15 protein-coding genes and 1 pseudogene are annotated in these 16493 nt (G+C 60.5%); 10 read left to right on the forward strand and 6 right to left on the reverse strand.

The window, feature by feature from the left end; genetic code table 11:
* Positions 1-64: 64 nt before the first annotated feature.
* Both dprA and HCF10_RS15155 read right to left on the reverse strand, forming a co-directional pair.
* On the reverse strand, positions 65-1168 hold the full coding sequence (dprA, locus tag HCF10_RS15150; RefSeq protein ID WP_131699615.1) for a DNA-processing protein DprA: 1104 nt from the start codon (positions 1166-1168) through the stop codon (positions 65-67).
* Between the two features lie 63 nt (positions 1169-1231).
* Entirely contained in the window at positions 1232-2008 is a 777-nt protein-coding gene (locus HCF10_RS15155; RefSeq protein ID WP_145338370.1) for a peptidoglycan-binding protein, read from the reverse strand.
* Positions 2009-2144: 136 nt separating this feature from the next.
* Between HCF10_RS15155 and def the strand changes: the two genes are divergently transcribed.
* From def to HCF10_RS15180, 5 genes are all read left to right on the forward strand, one after another.
* Complete coding sequence (gene def / locus HCF10_RS15160; protein WP_053127413.1) at positions 2145-2651, forward strand: peptide deformylase; 507 nt, start codon at positions 2145-2147, stop codon at positions 2649-2651.
* Positions 2652-2720: 69 nt separating this feature from the next.
* Positions 2721-3674 carry a methionyl-tRNA formyltransferase gene (fmt, locus tag HCF10_RS15165; RefSeq protein WP_131699617.1) on the forward strand — a complete coding sequence of 318 codons (954 nt, stop codon included), beginning with the start codon at positions 2721-2723 and terminating at the stop codon, positions 3672-3674.
* The gene (gene rsmB, locus HCF10_RS15170) at positions 3671-4981 is read left to right on the forward strand and encodes a 16S rRNA (cytosine(967)-C(5))-methyltransferase RsmB (protein ID WP_167655880.1); all 1311 of its coding nucleotides are present in this window, start codon (positions 3671-3673) and stop codon (positions 4979-4981) included. Before fmt ends, rsmB begins: the two co-directional genes overlap by 4 nt.
* Positions 4982-5003: 22 nt before the next feature.
* Entirely contained in the window at positions 5004-6377 is a 1374-nt protein-coding gene (trkA, locus tag HCF10_RS15175) for a Trk system potassium transporter TrkA (protein ID WP_090401312.1), read from the forward strand.
* An 18-nt stretch (positions 6378-6395) separates the two neighbouring features.
* The gene (locus HCF10_RS15180) at positions 6396-6707 is read left to right on the forward strand and encodes a tetratricopeptide repeat protein (protein WP_131699620.1); all 312 of its coding nucleotides are present in this window, start codon (positions 6396-6398) and stop codon (positions 6705-6707) included.
* A 124-nt stretch (positions 6708-6831) separates the two neighbouring features.
* Here HCF10_RS15180 and HCF10_RS15185 read toward each other — a convergent pair whose 3' ends face one another.
* Together HCF10_RS15185 and HCF10_RS15190 are read right to left on the reverse strand one after the other, a co-directional pair.
* Positions 6832-7719 (reverse strand): lysophospholipid acyltransferase, encoded by an 888-nt coding sequence (locus HCF10_RS15185; RefSeq protein ID WP_131699621.1) that lies wholly within the window; start codon positions 7717-7719, stop codon positions 6832-6834.
* A gap of 40 nt (positions 7720-7759) precedes the next feature.
* Positions 7760-8317 (reverse strand): DNA-3-methyladenine glycosylase I, encoded by a 558-nt coding sequence (locus HCF10_RS15190; RefSeq protein WP_145338372.1) that lies wholly within the window; start codon positions 8315-8317, stop codon positions 7760-7762.
* A gap of 81 nt (positions 8318-8398) precedes the next feature.
* Between HCF10_RS15190 and glyQ the strand changes: the two genes are divergently transcribed.
* The 4 genes from glyQ (at position 8399) to HCF10_RS15210 (ending at position 12795) form a co-directional block, all read left to right on the forward strand.
* A complete protein-coding gene (glyQ, locus tag HCF10_RS15195; RefSeq protein ID WP_003187265.1) occupies positions 8399-9352 on the forward strand; it encodes a glycine--tRNA ligase subunit alpha in 954 nt (317 codons plus the stop codon).
* Positions 9349-11403 (forward strand): glycine--tRNA ligase subunit beta, encoded by a 2055-nt coding sequence (gene glyS / locus HCF10_RS15200; protein ID WP_131699623.1) that lies wholly within the window; start codon positions 9349-9351, stop codon positions 11401-11403. Before glyQ ends, glyS begins: the two co-directional genes overlap by 4 nt.
* Positions 11403-11942, forward strand: a complete 540-nt coding sequence (gmhB, locus tag HCF10_RS15205) for a D-glycero-beta-D-manno-heptose 1,7-bisphosphate 7-phosphatase (protein WP_178116801.1) — start codon at positions 11403-11405, stop codon at positions 11940-11942. The genes glyS and gmhB overlap by 1 nt, the downstream gene beginning before the upstream one ends.
* A gap of 82 nt (positions 11943-12024) precedes the next feature.
* Complete coding sequence (locus HCF10_RS15210; protein WP_131699624.1) at positions 12025-12795, forward strand: lysophospholipid acyltransferase family protein; 771 nt, start codon at positions 12025-12027, stop codon at positions 12793-12795.
* Positions 12796-12973: 178 nt separating this feature from the next.
* On the opposite strand, the gene HCF10_RS15215 is transcribed toward HCF10_RS15210, so the two are convergent.
* On the reverse strand, positions 12974-15256 hold the full coding sequence (locus HCF10_RS15215; RefSeq protein ID WP_167655881.1) for a CHASE2 domain-containing protein: 2283 nt from the start codon (positions 15254-15256) through the stop codon (positions 12974-12976).
* Positions 15257-15259: 3 nt separating this feature from the next.
* Positions 15260-15420 (reverse strand): annotated as a pseudogene (locus HCF10_RS31435) (hypothetical protein); the annotation flags it as partial.
* Positions 15421-15706: 286 nt separating this feature from the next.
* Here HCF10_RS31435 and HCF10_RS15220 point away from each other — a divergent pair.
* Positions 15707-16429 carry a response regulator transcription factor gene (locus tag HCF10_RS15220; protein ID WP_131699626.1) on the forward strand — a complete coding sequence of 241 codons (723 nt, stop codon included), beginning with the start codon at positions 15707-15709 and terminating at the stop codon, positions 16427-16429.
* Positions 16430-16493: the final 64 nt, after the last annotated feature.

The following is a 16493-nucleotide window of genomic DNA, read 5'->3' on the forward strand; positions in this document are numbered from 1 at the left end:
CGGACTAAAGCTCTGGGCAGTTTACCGATCTTCTTTACAAAACCTAGTTCCAAAAAACCGGCCGCTACAAAAGCTGGTGACGCGCAAGCCAGCGCCCGCTTTCGCAGATCACCTGGCCTTCCAACTCCAACTCCGTGAGGGTCGCCAGCACCTGGGCCAACGAGCGCCCGCTGGCAATCGCCAGGGCTTCGCTGGTATGGGGTGCCGCGTGCAACAGCGCCACCAAAGGATGTATGACGGGCATCGGCGCCGGGCGCGACAATGCCTGCCAGCCACGCAAACCTTCGAGGATGTGTTCAATGGTCTCCACCAGCATCGCGCCATCACGGATCAACTGGTGACAGCCCTTGGCTCCGGGATGATGGATGGAGCCCGGGATCGCATACACCTCTCGCCCTTGCTCGGCCGCAAGCTTAGCGGTGATCAGCGAGCCGCTGGCCATGCTGGCTTCCACCACCAGCACGCCCAGGGATAGGCCGCTGATGATGCGGTTGCGCCGAGGAAAGTTACCGGCCTGGGGCGCGGCGTCCAGCGGAAACTCAGAAACCACGGCGCTGCCCTGGGCAATCATCGCCGCCGCAAGCCGCCGATGGCGCTGTGGATAAAGATTTTCCAGGCCCGTGCCGAGTACACCGATTGTATGCCCCCCCACATCCAACGCTGCTTGATGGGCCGCACCGTCGATACCCAGCGCAAGGCCACTGGTGATGACAAAACCGGCGCTCGCCAGGCTGCGGGAAAATGCAGCGGCCGTGTCCATGCCGGGGCGGGACGCACGGCGGCTGCCGACCATCGCCAGTTGCGGTTTTTCCAGGATTCCGGGGTCGCCGGCGACGAATAAAAGTGGCGGGGCGTCGTCTATCTGGGCGAGCAGTGCCGGGTACTCAGGTTGGTCCCACATCAGCAAATGCTGGCCCTGACGCTCCAACCATGCCAATGCCTCACTGGCACCGTCGCGAATTTCATGGCTACGTCGGGCATCGGCGCTGATGGGCGGCAATCCCAGAGAACGCCAGGCACTGGCAGGGGCACTGATGGCCTTTGAGGCACTACCGAACGCTTCGATTAACAACCTAAAACGCTTCGGGCCTACTTCCGGCAGCCTGTGCAAGCGTAGGCGGGCTTCCAGTTCTGAAGGGGAAATTTCACTGCTGTTTATCGGAAACATCTGATCATCCTTGACCGGAACAAGCTGTGGATAACTCTGTTGGTAACTTATTTAGCAGGCTATTTATTGCGCTTGAGGGGCAGTCTCGAAACGGTCCGTTATCGCCAGTGCGCGCGAGGCACTGAGGACCAGGCCGTAGCTGAGCTTTTCGTAGGTGCGAAACACCAGCAGGGTGCCGGCACGCTCATCGGGAAGCTTCACCGGAGCGCCAGTGAGGGTGTCGCGTACGGTGCCGCCGGTTTTGATAACGCTCAGCAACTGGCCTTCGACCAGCCCCTCGCGACGACCTTTATTCAGGGTCACGGCGTCCAGTACGCCGATATGGGTGACGCCTTTGGGAACGTCGATGATGTGTCCTTCTATAAAAGGCACGGGCTTCGACCGTTCTACGCGGTCCAGTGCGACAGGCGGTTGAGCACGGAGCAAACGGTCACCGGGGCGTACTTCCTGGGTCACGCGCTGCAGGGCCAGGGTGCTCAGGTCGCCAGCCGTCACAAACCGTGCGGTGCCGATGTCGTCGGCGTTGATCCCCAACAGCTCCCGGGTTTGCGGATCGGTGTAGACCTTGCCTCGGCGAAAGATCCCGTAGCTTGGCTGGGCCGGGTCCAACACGCCCCTGGCGTATACACGCTCACCCTGGGCGCCCAATACCCGACCTGCATCCGCCGCGACGACGTAGGGCGCGTTGTCCAAGTCCATGGGAGTATCGAGAATGCGATTGTGTAACAAGAAACGTTGAATGGCCTGTTGCGTCGCTTGATCCAGCCGCGGGCCGGGTTGTGGAAGCAGGGCCATGGCGAACGGGGCCCATAGCAGCAAGACGAGTAGCGATTTCCTCATGGGGTGAATCTCCTTTATTATGTGCGTTCGCGTGAAATGCCACAGCCTTCGCGGCTTTCGGGCGTTTCACACCGGCCGTATGGGTCCATTCCCACCGCCGATTTGCCTCTACCTCACATGTGCAGCAATTACGCTTATGGCTATTTTGAACATCCTCGAATTCCCCGACTCGCGCCTGCGCACAATCGCCAAGCCGGTGGCCGTAGTGGACGACAAGGTTCGTCAGCTGGTCGATGACATGTTTGAAACAATGTATGAAGCCCCGGGTATTGGCCTCGCCGCGACCCAGGTCAACGTGCATCAGCGCGTCGTGGTCATGGACCTGTCGGAAGATCGCAGCGAACCACGGGTGTACATCAACCCCGAGTTCGAACCGCTGACCGACGAGATGGGCGAATACCAGGAAGGTTGCCTGTCGGTGCCGGAGTTCTACGAGAACGTCGAACGCCCGTTGCGCGTGAAGATCAAGGCCCTGGACCGCGACGGCAAGCCGTTCGAACTGATCGCCGAAGGCCTGCTGGCCGTGTGCATCCAGCACGAATGCGACCACCTCAACGGCAAGCTGTTTGTCGATTACCTGTCCACGCTCAAACGCGACCGGATCAAGAAGAAGCTGGAAAAAAAGCATCGCCAGCAAGCTTGATGCCCTCCTTCCAAAGGCTTGCTGCGGCAAGCCTTTTTCTTTTGTGACTGCTTTTAACCGAGACTTCCCATGACCGAGCCATTGCGCATTGTTTTTGCCGGCACGCCTGAATTTGCCGCCGAACACCTCAAGGCCCTGCTTGCCAGCCCTTATGACATCGTCGCGGTGTACACCCAGCCGGACCGCCCGGCCGGTCGCGGGCAAAAACTAATGCCGAGCCCGGTCAAGCAGTTGGCGCTGGAACACAACATCCCCGTGCTGCAACCGCCGACCCTGCGCAACGCCGAGGCCCAGGCTGAACTGGCGGCGCTGCAACCGGACCTGCTGGTGGTGGTGGCCTACGGTTTGATCCTGCCCCAGGTCGTGCTGGATATTCCCCGCCTGGGTTGTATCAACAGCCACGCCTCACTGCTGCCACGCTGGCGCGGTGCAGCGCCGATCCAACGTGCCGTGGAGGCAGGCGACAGCGAAAGCGGCGTGACCGTGATGCGCATGGAGGCGGGTTTGGACACCGGCCCGATGCTGCTCAAAGTCACCACCCCGATCACGGGCGCAGACACGGGTGGCAGCCTGCACGACCGCCTCGCCGAGATGGGCCCGCCCGCCGTGATTCAGGCCATTGCCGGTCTCGCTGCCGGAACCCTGCACGGTGAGGTGCAGGACGACAACCTGGCCACCTACGCCCACAAGCTGAACAAGGACGAAGCCCGCATCGACTGGAGCCGCCCGGCGGTGGAGCTGGAACGCCTGGTGCGTGCCTTCAACCCGTGGCCGATCTGCCACAGCGCCCTCAATGGCGAAGCCTTGAAAGTGTTGGCCGCGACCTTGGCCGACGGCAAAGGCGCACCCGGTGAAATCATCGGCGCCAGCAAGGACGGCCTGCTGGTCGCTTGCGGCGAACAGGCGCTGTGCCTGACCCGTCTGCAATTGCCCGGTGGCAAAGCGCTTAATTTCAGCGATTTGTACAACAGTCGACGTGAGAAATTTTCCCTGGGCACGATCCTCGGGGTGGCAGCCCAATGAACCCACGTCTGGCCGCCGCCAAGGCTCTGGCCGCCGTACTCAACGGCAAGGCTTCGCTGAACAGTTCGCTGCCCATGCAGTTGGACAAGGTCGAAGACCGCGATCGCGGTTTCACCCAAGACCTGGCCTTCGGCACCGCCCGCTGGCAACCACGGTTGTCGGCACTGGCAGCCAAGCTGCTGCAAAAGCCGTTCAAGGCGGCCGATGCTGATGTCGAGGCGCTGCTGCTGGTCGGTCTCTATCAACTGCTCTACACCCGCGTGCCGGCCCACGCCGCCATCGGTGAAACCGTCGGTTGCGCCGACAAGCTGAAAAAGCCCTGGGCCAAGGCCCTGCTCAACGCGGTACTGCGCCGCGCCCAGCGCGAAAGCGAAGCACTGCTGGCCGAGTTGGAACATGACCCGGTGGTGCGCACCGCTCACCCGCGCTGGCTGCAAAAATCCCTGAAGGCCTTCTGGCCCGAGCAATGGGAAGCCATTTGCGCGGCCAACAATGCGCACCCGCCGATGATCCTGCGGGTCAATCGTCGCCATCACAGCCGTGATGCGTATCTGCAATTGCTGACGAACGCAGGTATCAACGCCACGCCATGCGTATACAGCACCGACGGCATCGTGCTGGAAGCGGCCACCGACGTGCGCAGCCTGCCGGGCTTCGCCGAAGGCTGGATCAGTGTGCAGGACGAAGCCGCGCAACTGGCCGCCGACCTGCTAGACCTGGCTCCCGGTCAGCGTGTACTGGACGCCTGCTGTGCTCCGGGCGGTAAGACGTGTCATATCCTCGAAGTTGAAAAGGACCTGGCCGGTGTAGTGGCTGTCGATCTGGAAGCCAAGCGCCTGGTACGCGTACGGGAGAACCTCGCACGCCTGGGCCTCAGCGCCGAGCTGATCGCCGCCGACGGCCGCGACACCGACAGCTGGTGGGACGGCAAACCGTTCCAACGCATCCTGCTCGACGCGCCGTGTTCCGCCACCGGTGTCATCCGCCGTCACCCGGACATCAAGCTCACCCGCCAACCCGACGACATCGCCGCCCTGGCGGTGCTGCAAGGTGAACTGCTCGACACACTGTGGCCGACCCTCGAAGTCGGCGGCATCCTGCTTTACGCCACCTGCTCCACCATGCCGACCGAAAACACCGAAGTCATCCAAGCCTTCCTCGCCCGCACCAGCGGCGCGCGGGAACTGGACCTCGCCACGGCCGCCGGTATCAAGCAGCCCCATGGCCGCCAGTTACTTGCGCAGGAAAGCGGGCATGATGGTTTCTACTACGCCAAACTGATCAAGATCGCCGCCGCGCGCGGCTGAACGGGTTTAAGGGAGTGACCGGATGAAAATCATCATCCTTGGAGCAGGGCAGGTTGGCGGCACACTGGCCGAACATTTGGCCAGTGAAGCCAATGACATCACCGTGGTCGACACCGATGCCGAGCGCCTGCGCAACCTGGGCGACCGCCTGGACATCCGCACTGTGCAAGGGCGTGCATCGTTTCCTACCGTGCTGCGTCAGGCGGGCGCCGACGATGCCGACATGCTGGTTGCCGTTACCAACAGCGATGAGACCAATATGGTCGCGTGCCAGGTGGCCCATACCCTGTTCCACACCCCGACCAAAATCGCCCGGGTGCGTGAAGCCGCCTACCTGACCCGCGCCGGGCTGTTTGATAACGACGCTATTCCGGTTGACGTGTTGATCAGCCCGGAACAAGTGGTGACCCATTACATCAAGCGCCTGATCGAAATTCCGGGCGCCTTGCAGGTGATCGACTTCGCTGGCGGCAAGGCGCAGTTGGTGGCTGTGAAGGCCTATTACGGTGGGCCGCTGGTGGGTCAGCAGTTGCGTCAACTGCGTGAACACATGCCGAATGTGGAAACCCGCGTAGCCGCGATTTTTCGGCGTGACCGGCCGATCCTGCCCCAGGGCGATACGGTGATCGAGGCCGATGACGAAGTATTCTTCATCGCTGCCAAAGCGAATATTCGTGCCGTCATGAGTGAAATGCGTCGGCTCGATGAGAACTACAAACGCATCGTCATCGCCGGCGGCGGACAGATTGGCGAGCGCCTGGCCGAAGCGATCGAGAGTCGTTACCAGGTGAAGATCATCGAGATGAGCCCGGCACGCTGCCGGCATTTGTCCGACACCCTGGACAGCACTGTCGTACTGCAAGGCAGCGCCTCGGACCGCGACCTGCTGATGGAAGAAAACATCGCCGACGCCGACATCTTCCTGGCCCTGACCAACGATGACGAGGCCAACATCATGTCGTCGCTGCTGGCCAAGCGGCTGGGGGCGAAGAAGGTGATGACCATCATCAACAACCCGGCCTATGTCGACCTGATCCAGGGCGGCGATATCGACATCGCCATCAGCCCGCAACTGGCCACCATCGGTACCTTGCTCGCCCACGTGCGCCGGGGCGATATCGTCAGCGTGCACTCCCTGCGCCGGGGGGCGGCGGAGGCCATCGAGGCGATTGCCCACGGTGATTCGAAATCGAGCAAAGTGATCGGCAAGGCCATCCGCGATATAGGCCTGCCGCCGGGCACCACCATTGGCGCAATTATTCGTGATGAGGAAGTGATCATCGCCCACGACGACACGGTGATCGCCACGGGTGACCACGTGATCCTGTTCCTGGTGGATAAAAAACATATCCGCGATGTGGAGAAGTTGTTCCACGTGGGATTGAGCTTTTTCTGATCAACCGGAGTGACCGACATGCTCGAATCCCTGGAAAAAATGCTCGCCAAGGGGGTGGATAACTCGCTGCTGCGCTTTGGGCTGGGCAAGGGTTATCTGGACTTGAAGGACAATACCAAGGCGGCGGAGCATCTAGGCAAGTGCGTCGAGTTCGATCCGAAGTATTCGGCGGCGTGGAAGTTGTTGGGCAAGGCGCAGTTGGGTCAGGGTGATAGCGCCGCAGCGCGACAGGCGTGGGAGAAGGGCATCGAAGCGGCCCAGGCCCATGGCGACAAGCAGGCCGAGAAAGAGATGACGGTGTTCCTGAAGAAACTCGACCGCCAAAGCTAAGCAGATCGAAAATGTGGGAGGGGGCTTGCTCCCGATAGCGGCGGTTCAGTCAAATATGCATTGGCTGACACACTGCTATCGGGGGCAAGCCCCCTCCCACATTTGGTTTGGTATTGGCTCTGGGTCAATACCACCGCTCTTCACCCGGCGGGCGTTTCTTGAAGCGCTTCATGCTCCACATGTACTGGCTCGGGTAAGCGCCGACGTAGCGCTCCACCACCTTGCTCATCGCCGCGCAGGAGGTGGCGGTGTCGGTGCTGTACATGTCTTCCGGCGCCGCTTCCAGGATCACTTTGTAGCCCGAACCGTCCGGCAGCCGCAGTGCGTGCAGGAACACCCCCACGGCCTTGTGGCCGGCGAGCATGTTCGGCACGAACTTGCTGGTGAGCGCCTGGGTGGCGAAGAACGGCACGAAGATCCCCGCGGATTCGGCCGGCTCCGGGTCGGCCGGAATACCCACCTGGCCGCCTTTGCGCACTTCCTTGATCACACTGAGGATGCCTTCCTTGGTGGACGCCGCCACGCGGTTACCCAGTTGTACGCGCTGCTTGCGCAGCAACTCATCCACCGCCTTGAGCTTGGGCGGGCGGTAAAAAATGATCGGTTTGCACTGGCTGCAATAGAAGTGGTTCAACACCTCCCAATTGCCCAGGTGGCTGGTGATGCCGACTACACCTTTGCCCGAGGCCAGAGCTTCGTGCAGCACCTCAAGGCCTTCGACTTCGCGCACCAGGTCGATGGAACGCTGGGCCGGCCAGATCCAGGCGCAGGCGCTTTCGGTCAGGGACTTGCCGATGTCCTTCAGGCTCTGGCCGACCAGGCGCTCGCGCGCGGCGGGGTCCATGTCGGGGAAGCATTTTGAGAGGTTGATCCGCACCGTTTCACGGGAGCGGTTGGGGGTTTTCCACATGACCCAGCCGATGGCCGAACCCACGGCTTGCACCGCGCGCCATGGCAGCAGGGCAAACAACCGAAGAGCGCCTACCAGCAAGGCGCCTTTAAACTTTTCCACAGGTCACTCCTGATCGTGTGTGGTGCGCAAAGCCGCCATTCTAACCGGCGTTGGCCAAGTCAGCGTAACGGTCGCAGTCCTGAGTGTGGTCCATGACCATGCCCGAGGCCTGCATGAACGCGTAACAGATGGTAGGGCCGACAAAGGTGAAGCCGGCTTTCTTGAGTGCTTTGCTCATGGCTTCAGCCTCCGGCGTAATCGCCGGGACTTCGCTGCGATCCTTGAAGTGATTGACCTTGGGCACGCCGCCGACAAACGACCAGAGCAACCCCACCGGATCTTCAAGCGCCAGCCAGGCCGCAGCGTTGCGCCGGGTGGCGTTGAGCTTGAGGCGGTTACGCACAATGCCTGGGTCGAGCATCAGTGCTTCGATCTCGGCATCGGTCAGCTGTGCCAAACGCCGGGCATCAAAACCAAACAAGACCTTTCGATAATGCTCGCGTTTGCGTAAAACGGTGATCCAGGACAGGCCCGCCTGGAACCCTTCGAGCAAAAGCAACTCGAACAAACCCTGCGCATCGCGCAGCGGCGTTCCCCACTCCTGATCGTGATAAGCCATGTACAGCGGATCTTCAGAACACCAAAAGCAGCGTGGCATAAGGCTCCAGGGGATGGTGGCGCGGCCGAATCGGGTATACTCCCGCTCTTTAAATCGCAGCCCAAGTAACAGGTGAATTTCGTGAGCCAGCCTACGCCAGCCGTGCGTACCTTCCAAGACTTGATCCTCGCCCTCCAGCAATACTGGGCCGAGCAAGGTTGTGTGGTACTTCAGCCCTACGATATGGAAGTAGGCGCCGGCACTTTCCACACCGCTACATTCCTGCGGGCAATCGGCCCGGAAACCTGGAACGCCGCTTACGTGCAGCCCAGTCGTCGACCGACTGACGGCCGCTACGGCGAAAACCCGAACCGTCTGCAGCACTACTATCAATTCCAGGTAGTCCTGAAGCCGAACCCGGACAACTTCCAGGAACTGTACCTGGGCTCGCTCAAGCACGTGGGCCTCGACCCACTGGTGCACGACATCCGTTTCGTCGAAGACAACTGGGAATCCCCAACCCTGGGCGCCTGGGGCCTGGGCTGGGAAGTCTGGCTCAACGGCATGGAAGTGACGCAATTCACTTACTTCCAGCAGGCCGGCGGCATCGAGTGCTACCCGGTGACCGGCGAGATCACCTACGGTCTTGAACGCCTGGCCATGTACCTGCAGGGCGTGGATTCGGTCTACGACCTGGTGTGGGCTGACGGCCCGTTCGGCAAAGTGACTTATGGCGATGTGTTCCACCAGAACGAAGTGGAGCAATCGACCTACAACTTCGAACACGCCAACGTCGACAAACTGTTCGAACTGTTCGACTTCTATGAAAGCGAAGCCAAGCGCCTGATCGAACTCGACCAGCCGCTGCCGTTGCCAAGCTATGAAATGGTGTTGAAGGCGTCCCATACCTTCAACCTGCTGGACGCCCGCCGTGCCATCTCGGTAACCGCGCGTCAGCAATACATCCTGCGTGTACGCACCCTGGCACGTTCCGTCGCCCAAGCCTACCTGCTGGCTCGCGCCAAGCTGGGCTTCCCGATGGCCACCCCGGACCTGCGTGATGAAGTGTTGGCTAAGCTGGAGGCTGCACAATGAGTGCTCAAGATTTCCTGGTTGAACTGGGCACCGAAGAGCTGCCACCCAAGGCACTCAATACCCTGGCCGATGCGTTCCTGGCCGGTATCGAAAAAGGCCTGCAGAGCGCCGGCCTGAAGTTTGAAGCGAAAAAAGTCTACGCCGCACCGCGCCGCCTGGCCGTGTTGCTGACCGCGCTGGAAACCCAGCAGCCGGACCGCAGCATCAACCTCGACGGCCCACCACGCCAGGCGGCTTTCGACGCCGAAGGCAACCCGACCCAAGCCGCACTGGGCTTCGCCAAGAAGTGTGGCGTCGAGCTGAGCGAGATCGACCAGAGCGGCCCGAAACTGCGTTTCAGCCAGGTCATCAAAGGCAAGCCGACCGCCAGCCTGTTGCCGACCCTCGTCGAAGACTCCCTGAACGATCTGCCGATCCCCAAGCGCATGCGCTGGGGCGCGCGCAAGGAAGAGTTCGTGCGCCCGACCCAGTGGCTGGTGATGCTGCTCGGTGACCAGGTCATCGACTGCACCATCCTCGCCCAGAAGGCTGGCCGTGATTCCCGCGGCCATCGCTTCCACCATCCAGAAGCGGTGCGCATCACTTCGCCGGCTAACTATGCCGCCGATCTGCGGGCTGCTTACGTGCTGGCCGATGCCAACGAGCGTCGCGAGCTGATCAGCAAGCGCACCGAAGAACTGGCCCGCCTGCAGGAGGGCACCGCCATCGTGCCGCCAAGCCTGCTCGATGAAGTGACCGCGCTGGTTGAATGGCCGGTGCCGCTGGTGTGCTCGTTCGAAGAGCGTTTCCTCGACGTGCCGCAGGAAGCACTGATCACCACCATGCAGGACAACCAGAAGTATTTCTGCCTGCTGGACGTGGACGGTAAGTTGCTGCCGCGCTTTATCACCGTGGCCAACATCGACAGCAAGGACCCGCAGCAGATCATCGCCGGTAACGAGAAAGTCGTTCGCCCGCGCCTGACTGACGCCGAGTTCTTCTTCAAGCAAGACAAGAAGCAGAAGCTGGAAGACTTCAACCTGCGCCTGCAGAACGTGGTGTTCCAGGAAAAACTCGGCAGCGTCTACGACAAGGCTGTGCGCGTTTCCAAGCTGGCGGCCTACATTGCCCCGCGTATTGGCGGTGATGCCGCCTGGGCTGCGCGTGCAGGCTTGCTGTCCAAGTGCGACCTGGCCACCGAGATGGTCGGCGAGTTCCCAGAGATGCAGGGCGTCGCCGGTTACTACTACGCCCTCAACGATGGCGAGGCGGACGATGTCGCGCTGGCGCTGAACGAGCAGTACATGCCGCGTGGCGCCGGCGCCGAGCTGCCGACCACCCTGACCGGTGCGGCCGTGGCCATCGCCGACAAGCTGGATACCCTGGTCGGTATCTTCGGTATCGGCATGCTGCCCACCGGTAGCAAAGACCCGTATGCCCTGCGTCGTGCGGCCCTGGGCGTGCTGCGTATCCTGATCGACAAGAAGCTGGACCTCGACCTGACCCAGGCCGTGGTGTTCGCGGTCGGCCAGTTCGGTGGCAAGGTCAAGCAAGCCGGCCTGGCCGAGCAAGTGTTGGAGTTCGTGTTCGACCGCCTGCGTGCGCGTTATGAAGACGAAGGCGTGGACGTTTCCGTCTACCTGTCGGTACGTGCCCTGCAACCGGGTTCGGCGCTGGACTTCGATCAGCGCGTACAAGCCGTACAGGCCTTCCGCAAGCTGCCGGAAGCCGATGCCCTGGCCGCCGTGAACAAGCGAGTGTCGAACCTGCTGAGCAAGGCCGAAGGCCTGGGCAACGCCGATGTCGACCCTGGCCTGTTTGCCGACGCCAAGGAGTTCTCGCTGAACTCGGCCATTGCCAAGGCAGAGAATGCGGTGAAGCCGCTGATCGCCGAACGCAATTACGCCGAAGCCTTGGCACGCCTGGCTACCTTGCGTGAGCCGGTGGATGCGTTCTTCGAAGCGGTGATGATCAATGCCGAAGATGCCGGCGTGCGGAAAAACCGCTACGCCATGCTGGCGCGTCTGCGTGGCTTGTTCGTCAACATCGCTGACATTTCGACGCTGAGCTGATCATGTTGAAACTGCTGATTCTCGATCGGGACGGGGTGATCAACTACGACTCCGACGCTTACATCAAGTCGGTGGCGGAATGGATTCCACTGCCCGGTTCGATCGAGGCCATCGCGCAGTTGAGCAAAGCCGGCTGGACGGTGGCCATCGCCACCAACCAGTCCGGTATCGCCCGTGGCTATTACGACATCGCCACCCTGGACGCCATGCACGCGCGCTTGCGCACGCTGGTGGCGGAGCAGGGCGGTGAGGTGGGGCTGGTGGTTTACTGCCCTCACGGGCCGGATGAGGGCTGCGATTGCCGCAAACCCAAACCCGGCATGTTGAAAACCATTGCAGAACATTACAAGGTGCCTTTAGCTGGGATATGGTTCGTCGGGGACAGCCTCGGTGACCTGGAGGCGGCCAAAGCCGTCGACTCTCAGCCAGTTTTGGTAAAGACCGGGAAAGGCGAAAAGACCCAGGCGAAAAACCTGCCGGTAGGCACCTTGATTTTTGACGATCTGGCGGCGGTTGCCGCAGAACTTATCAACAACTAGCCGCCCTCGACTTCCTGGCCAAGGACTGTTCGGGAGTGCGCTTTTAACAGGCGGGCCATGTCCCGCAACGGTAAATGCCGCCATGTCGATTTTGCAGGCCATCAGAACCTTTTTCTTTTACCTGCTGTTGGGCACCAGTTCGTTTCTCTGGTGCACCCTGAGCTTTTTTATTGCGCCGTTCCTGCCGTTCAAGGCGCGCTATCGCTTTATCAACGTCTATTGGTGCCGCTGCGCGTTGTGGCTGACCAAGGTGTTCCTGAACATTCGTTTCGAGATCAAGGGCGCTGAAAACGTACCGGACCAGCCGTGCGTGATTCTGTCGAATCACCAGAGCACTTGGGAGACCTTCTTCCTCTCGGCTTACTTCTCGCCCTTGAGCCAGGTGCTCAAGCGTGAGCTGCTGTACGTGCCGTTCTTCGGCTGGGCCATGGCCATGTTGCGCCCGATCGCTATCGACCGTGACAACCCCAAGGCGGCGCTCAAGCATGTCGCCAAGAAGGGCGATGAGCTGCTCAAGGACGGCGTGTGGGTGCTGATCTTTCCGGAAGGTACACGAGTCCCCTTTGGGACCGTAGGCAAGTTCTCCCGTGGAGGTACGGCATTGGCGGTCAACGCCAACCTGCCGGTGCTGCCGATTGCGCATAACGCCGGCAGGTTCTGGCCGAAGACAGGTTGGGCAAAACGCGCAGGCACTATCACTGTGGTGATAGGCGAGCCAATGTACGCAGAAGGGGAAGGCCCACGCGCGATTGCCGCGCTGAATGACCGTGCCCAGGCATGGAATGAAGCGCAGCAGCGGGCCATGGGCTCTCTGCCGCCGGAGCCGATTGTGGTGGAGACGCCGGTGGTATGAGTATCTGTGGATAACCTGTGCACGGTTTGTTGGCGAATTGGCTTTTTTTGATCCTAATAAGTTGATTTACTTAGATATTTCCAAAACAGATAAAATCTAAAAAAACGTGCATAAGTTTTTCCGCATTAAAAAACCGGTCCTTGAGACCGGTTTTTTATGCACAGCAGAAAAGTACGTTTTAGCAGTCGTCCAGCAAGGGCAGCTGCAGGCTGAAAGTGGTGCCTTTGCCCACGGTGCTTTCACACCCGATACGGCCCCCATGACGCTCAACGACCGCCTTGACCATGCTCAGTCCCAACCCCAACCCTTCGCTGCCTTGGGCCGAGTCAAAGCGCTTGTACTGGCTGAACAGCTCAGGCAAATCCTCGGCGGCTATCCCGGGGCCCTGGTCGCTGATGCGGCATTCCAACCAGCCTTGCGCGCTGCTGTGTCGCAGCCGAACGGTGGTACCGGACCGGGAGTATTTGATCGCGTTCTCCAGCACATTGAACAATGCGCGGGTGAGCAATGATTGATCGGCTGACACCATCCCTTCGTCAGCCTCGTCCAGATCGTGGACCAAGTGAATACCTTTGAGGTGGGCGATCACTGCCACTTGATCAAAGGCATCCATTACCAACATGGCGAACAGCGTAGGCTCGAACTGGTAGCCATCGGCCTCAGCCCTAGCCAGTTGCACAAATGATTCGGTCAGACCCAAGGCGCGGCGTACCTGCTGCTCGATCTGGGCAAAAATCGGCGACTCACTGTTGTGCACATCCAACAGTGCGAGGATCGCCGAGTGGGGTGCGCGCAAGTCGTGGGAGAGGAAGCGCAGCATGGTTTCCCGATGCTGCTGGGCCTCGCGTTCCTTGCTCAGGTCGGTGAGGCTCAGCAGCCAGCCCAGCGCCACATCCCCTTCCGCCGGCAGCAGGGGGGCAAGCTCCATGCGCAGGCTGCGTTGGTGGATATCACGAAACTCAACGAGTTCCAGCGTTGAGAGGGTGGGGCGTACGCCATTGTGCAGCGGCGGATAACCGAGGTCAGCCAGCTGCTCCAGAAGGTTATGGTTGATCAAGTCATTGCCGAACACTTCCCGCGCAATGCGGTTGGCCAACAGGATATTAGCCTGGGTGTCTGTGATCAGTGTCGCCACCGGCAAGCATTCCAACCCATCGGCCATAAAACGTCGGGTGTCCCGCGTACGACTTACGGCTTGCTCCAGGGCAAAGATACGGCCCTGCAATACGTCACCTTTGTTGGCGGGTGCGCGACGGCGTTCGGGCAAGACTTTGGGTTCGTTATCCAGGCGCGCCAATTCCCAGCCGAAGTAGGCCAGGATCACACTCAAACGACGCCAGTTCCAGATCAGGTAGCTGAGCAGCAAACCGATCAAGCAGGCCGCAGGCGACCACCAGTAGCCCAGGCGCAACAAGGCCGCTGAACCCACCAAGGCCATGAACATGCACCCCAGGGTCATCCACAGCGCATAGCGCGGGCGGTAGAGCAGCAGGCCCAGCAGCATCGCCACCAGGGACGTTGCGATCAGTGCGGCCAGCCATCCGGGCAAGTCCACAATACTTCGATCTTGCAGCAAGCCATTGAGCACATTGGCCTGGATCTCCACACCCGCGGTGGTGCCTGCCATAGGAGAGAGCGGTGTGACAAAACGATCGCCCATGCCCGACGCTGTCGCCCCCACCAGAATCAGACGGCCCCGCAACCGCTCGGGAGGGACCTCACCGCGTAATACGCTGACATAAGACACGCTCGGGAAATGGGTGTCGGCAGCAATAAACGGGATACGGACGGCATGCTCCCGGTGCCAATCCTGGGTGATCGACGTCAGGGCCTGCCCGGGCATCTCGGCCGATTGCCCGCTCATCGCGAAGGCCAGCCACGCTAACTGAAGCGCTGTGGCGCCGGCTGGCCCCTCACGCATATACAGCCTGCGCACCACGCCATCGCTATCCGCCTCCACATTGATATGCCCGACACCCTTGGCACATTTGAGCAGTGACAGCATTTGTGTCCCGGGCTGGCTGTAGCTGGTGGAATCGTCACGGGCCAAGGGCAACAATACGTTGCCGGCGTTGCACACCGAGTCGGCCAAGCGCTTGTCATTAACCGGGTTACCGGGCTCGCTGAAGATCACATCAAACAAGATACCGGCCGGCTGCGCTGCGCTAAGACGATCGATCAGGTCGGCGTGCAAACTACGCGGCCAAGGCCACTGGCCGAGTTTCTTCAGGCTAGGGTCATCGATGGTCACCAGCAGGATGCGCGGGTCCACCGGCAGTGGCGCCAGGCGGCGAAGGCTGTCGTATAGCGGGTTGTTCAAGGCCAGACCTGGACTCATCGAGAGGTAGGCAGTGATTGGCAACAGCAGCAAACCAATCCATAACCACTCCCGTACCAGACCGTGGAACAGGCGCTGGGCATGGGTGGGTTGGCGCTTTTCGGCCTTTCCCCAGAGCATCATGGATCAACGCGCCGGTGTTGTTGGCAGGCGGTAGATGATGGCATAGGCCCCCGATTCCTCCTCAGGCGTTGCACGTCGTAAGCCGACATACGTACGTGATAGAACGACGCTTTGAGCCCAGTGAAGCTCATTTTCGGCGCGGTGGAAAAAATTTCCTGCTTGATGTTCATAACGGCGGGGATTCCAAAGGGCATCCACTATCAGGGCACAGGAGTTTACGACAGCGCATGCGTCGGCTGATCCTTTTCCTTAACGCCTGGAGTCGGTATCTTTCCCACATAGGTATGGAAGACTTTCAATGGCGTATTCGCTTATTGATCCCAGCCTACCGAGAGATCCAAGGGGTCGACGAACCTGAGCACAATTCTTCAGATTCAATGACCGGCATCTGCGCAGTACGTGCCCCTCAATATACGACTGCCGTACTCTTCAAAAAGAAAGGACCCTCCCATGCGTGTCGCAATACTGGATGACGAACCCGCAGAATTGCGACGGGTGGAACAGACACTGCGACAAATCCCCAGCACCGCCGAACAATCCTGGACCCTGCATTGCTTCGAGCGCGGCGAAGACCTGCTGCGTCAATTGCGCCGGGAGACCTTCGACCTGTTGATACTCGACTGGCAACTGCCCGACATCACCGGTATTGCTTTGCTACGCTGGACCCGTGAGCACATGGAGTCACCACCCGCTGTCATCATGCTCACCAGCCGTGATGCCGAAAGCGATATCGTTACCGCATTGAACAGTGGCGCCGACGATTACGTCAGCAAGCCCTTTCGCCCTAACGAACTGAAGGCGCGAGTTACAGCCGTTCTGCGTCGGCATGGCCTGCAGAAATCGGCGACCCCCGAAGTGCAGAGTTTCAATGACCTGACCTTCGACGACGCAGAGTTGACCGTCACGCGTGCAGGCAAACCGATCAACCTCACCGAGCGCGAATACCGTCTGGCGAGCTGCTTGTTCGCCAACCTGGCTCGGCCGCTATCGCGCGAGTACCTTTATGAGCGGTTCTGGACCCATGAAGAAATGGTGTCCTCTCGGCCGCTGGATACGCATATCTATCGGCTACGCAACAAGCTCGGGCTTACCGCTGATAGGGGTTGGCAGTTGTTGACGATCTATGGGTATGGGTATCGGTTGGAGAGCGTAGCTGCGGCTTCTTCTGGATAAAAACCATGATGTTCCACGTGGAGCATTTTGCAGACCATTCGCAATAAAAAAGGCCAACGCATAG

Origin of the sequence: Pseudomonas sp. B14(2022), from assembly GCF_012030485.1 — a bacterium.
In the GTDB taxonomy this organism is placed as follows: domain Bacteria; phylum Pseudomonadota; class Gammaproteobacteria; order Pseudomonadales; family Pseudomonadaceae; genus Aquipseudomonas.

Bases quoted from the DNA above. Each gene is read 5' to 3' on its own strand.
- HCF10_RS15210 (WP_131699624.1), top strand. From the start codon at position 12,025: ATGTCGATTTTGCAGGCCATCAGAACCTTTTTCTTTTACCTGCTGTTG.
- def (WP_053127413.1), top strand. From the start codon at position 2,145: ATGGCTATTTTGAACATCCTCGAATTCCCCGACTCGCGCCTGCGCACA.
- HCF10_RS15180 (WP_131699620.1), top strand. From the start codon at position 6,396: ATGCTCGAATCCCTGGAAAAAATGCTCGCCAAGGGGGTGGATAACTCG.
- dprA (WP_131699615.1), bottom strand. From the start codon at position 1,168: ATGTTTCCGATAAACAGCAGTGAAATTTCCCCTTCAGAACTGGAAGCC.
- HCF10_RS15220 (WP_131699626.1), top strand. From the start codon at position 15,707: ATGCGTGTCGCAATACTGGATGACGAACCCGCAGAATTGCGACGGGTG.
- trkA (WP_090401312.1), top strand. From the start codon at position 5,004: ATGAAAATCATCATCCTTGGAGCAGGGCAGGTTGGCGGCACACTGGCC.
- HCF10_RS15215 (WP_167655881.1), bottom strand. From the start codon at position 15,256: ATGATGCTCTGGGGAAAGGCCGAAAAGCGCCAACCCACCCATGCCCAG.
- fmt (WP_131699617.1), top strand. From the start codon at position 2,721: ATGACCGAGCCATTGCGCATTGTTTTTGCCGGCACGCCTGAATTTGCC.
- HCF10_RS15155 (WP_145338370.1), bottom strand. From the start codon at position 2,008: ATGAGGAAATCGCTACTCGTCTTGCTGCTATGGGCCCCGTTCGCCATG.
- HCF10_RS15190 (WP_145338372.1), bottom strand. From the start codon at position 8,317: ATGCCACGCTGCTTTTGGTGTTCTGAAGATCCGCTGTACATGGCTTAT.
- glyS (WP_131699623.1), top strand. From the start codon at position 9,349: ATGAGTGCTCAAGATTTCCTGGTTGAACTGGGCACCGAAGAGCTGCCA.
- rsmB (WP_167655880.1), top strand. From the start codon at position 3,671: ATGAACCCACGTCTGGCCGCCGCCAAGGCTCTGGCCGCCGTACTCAAC.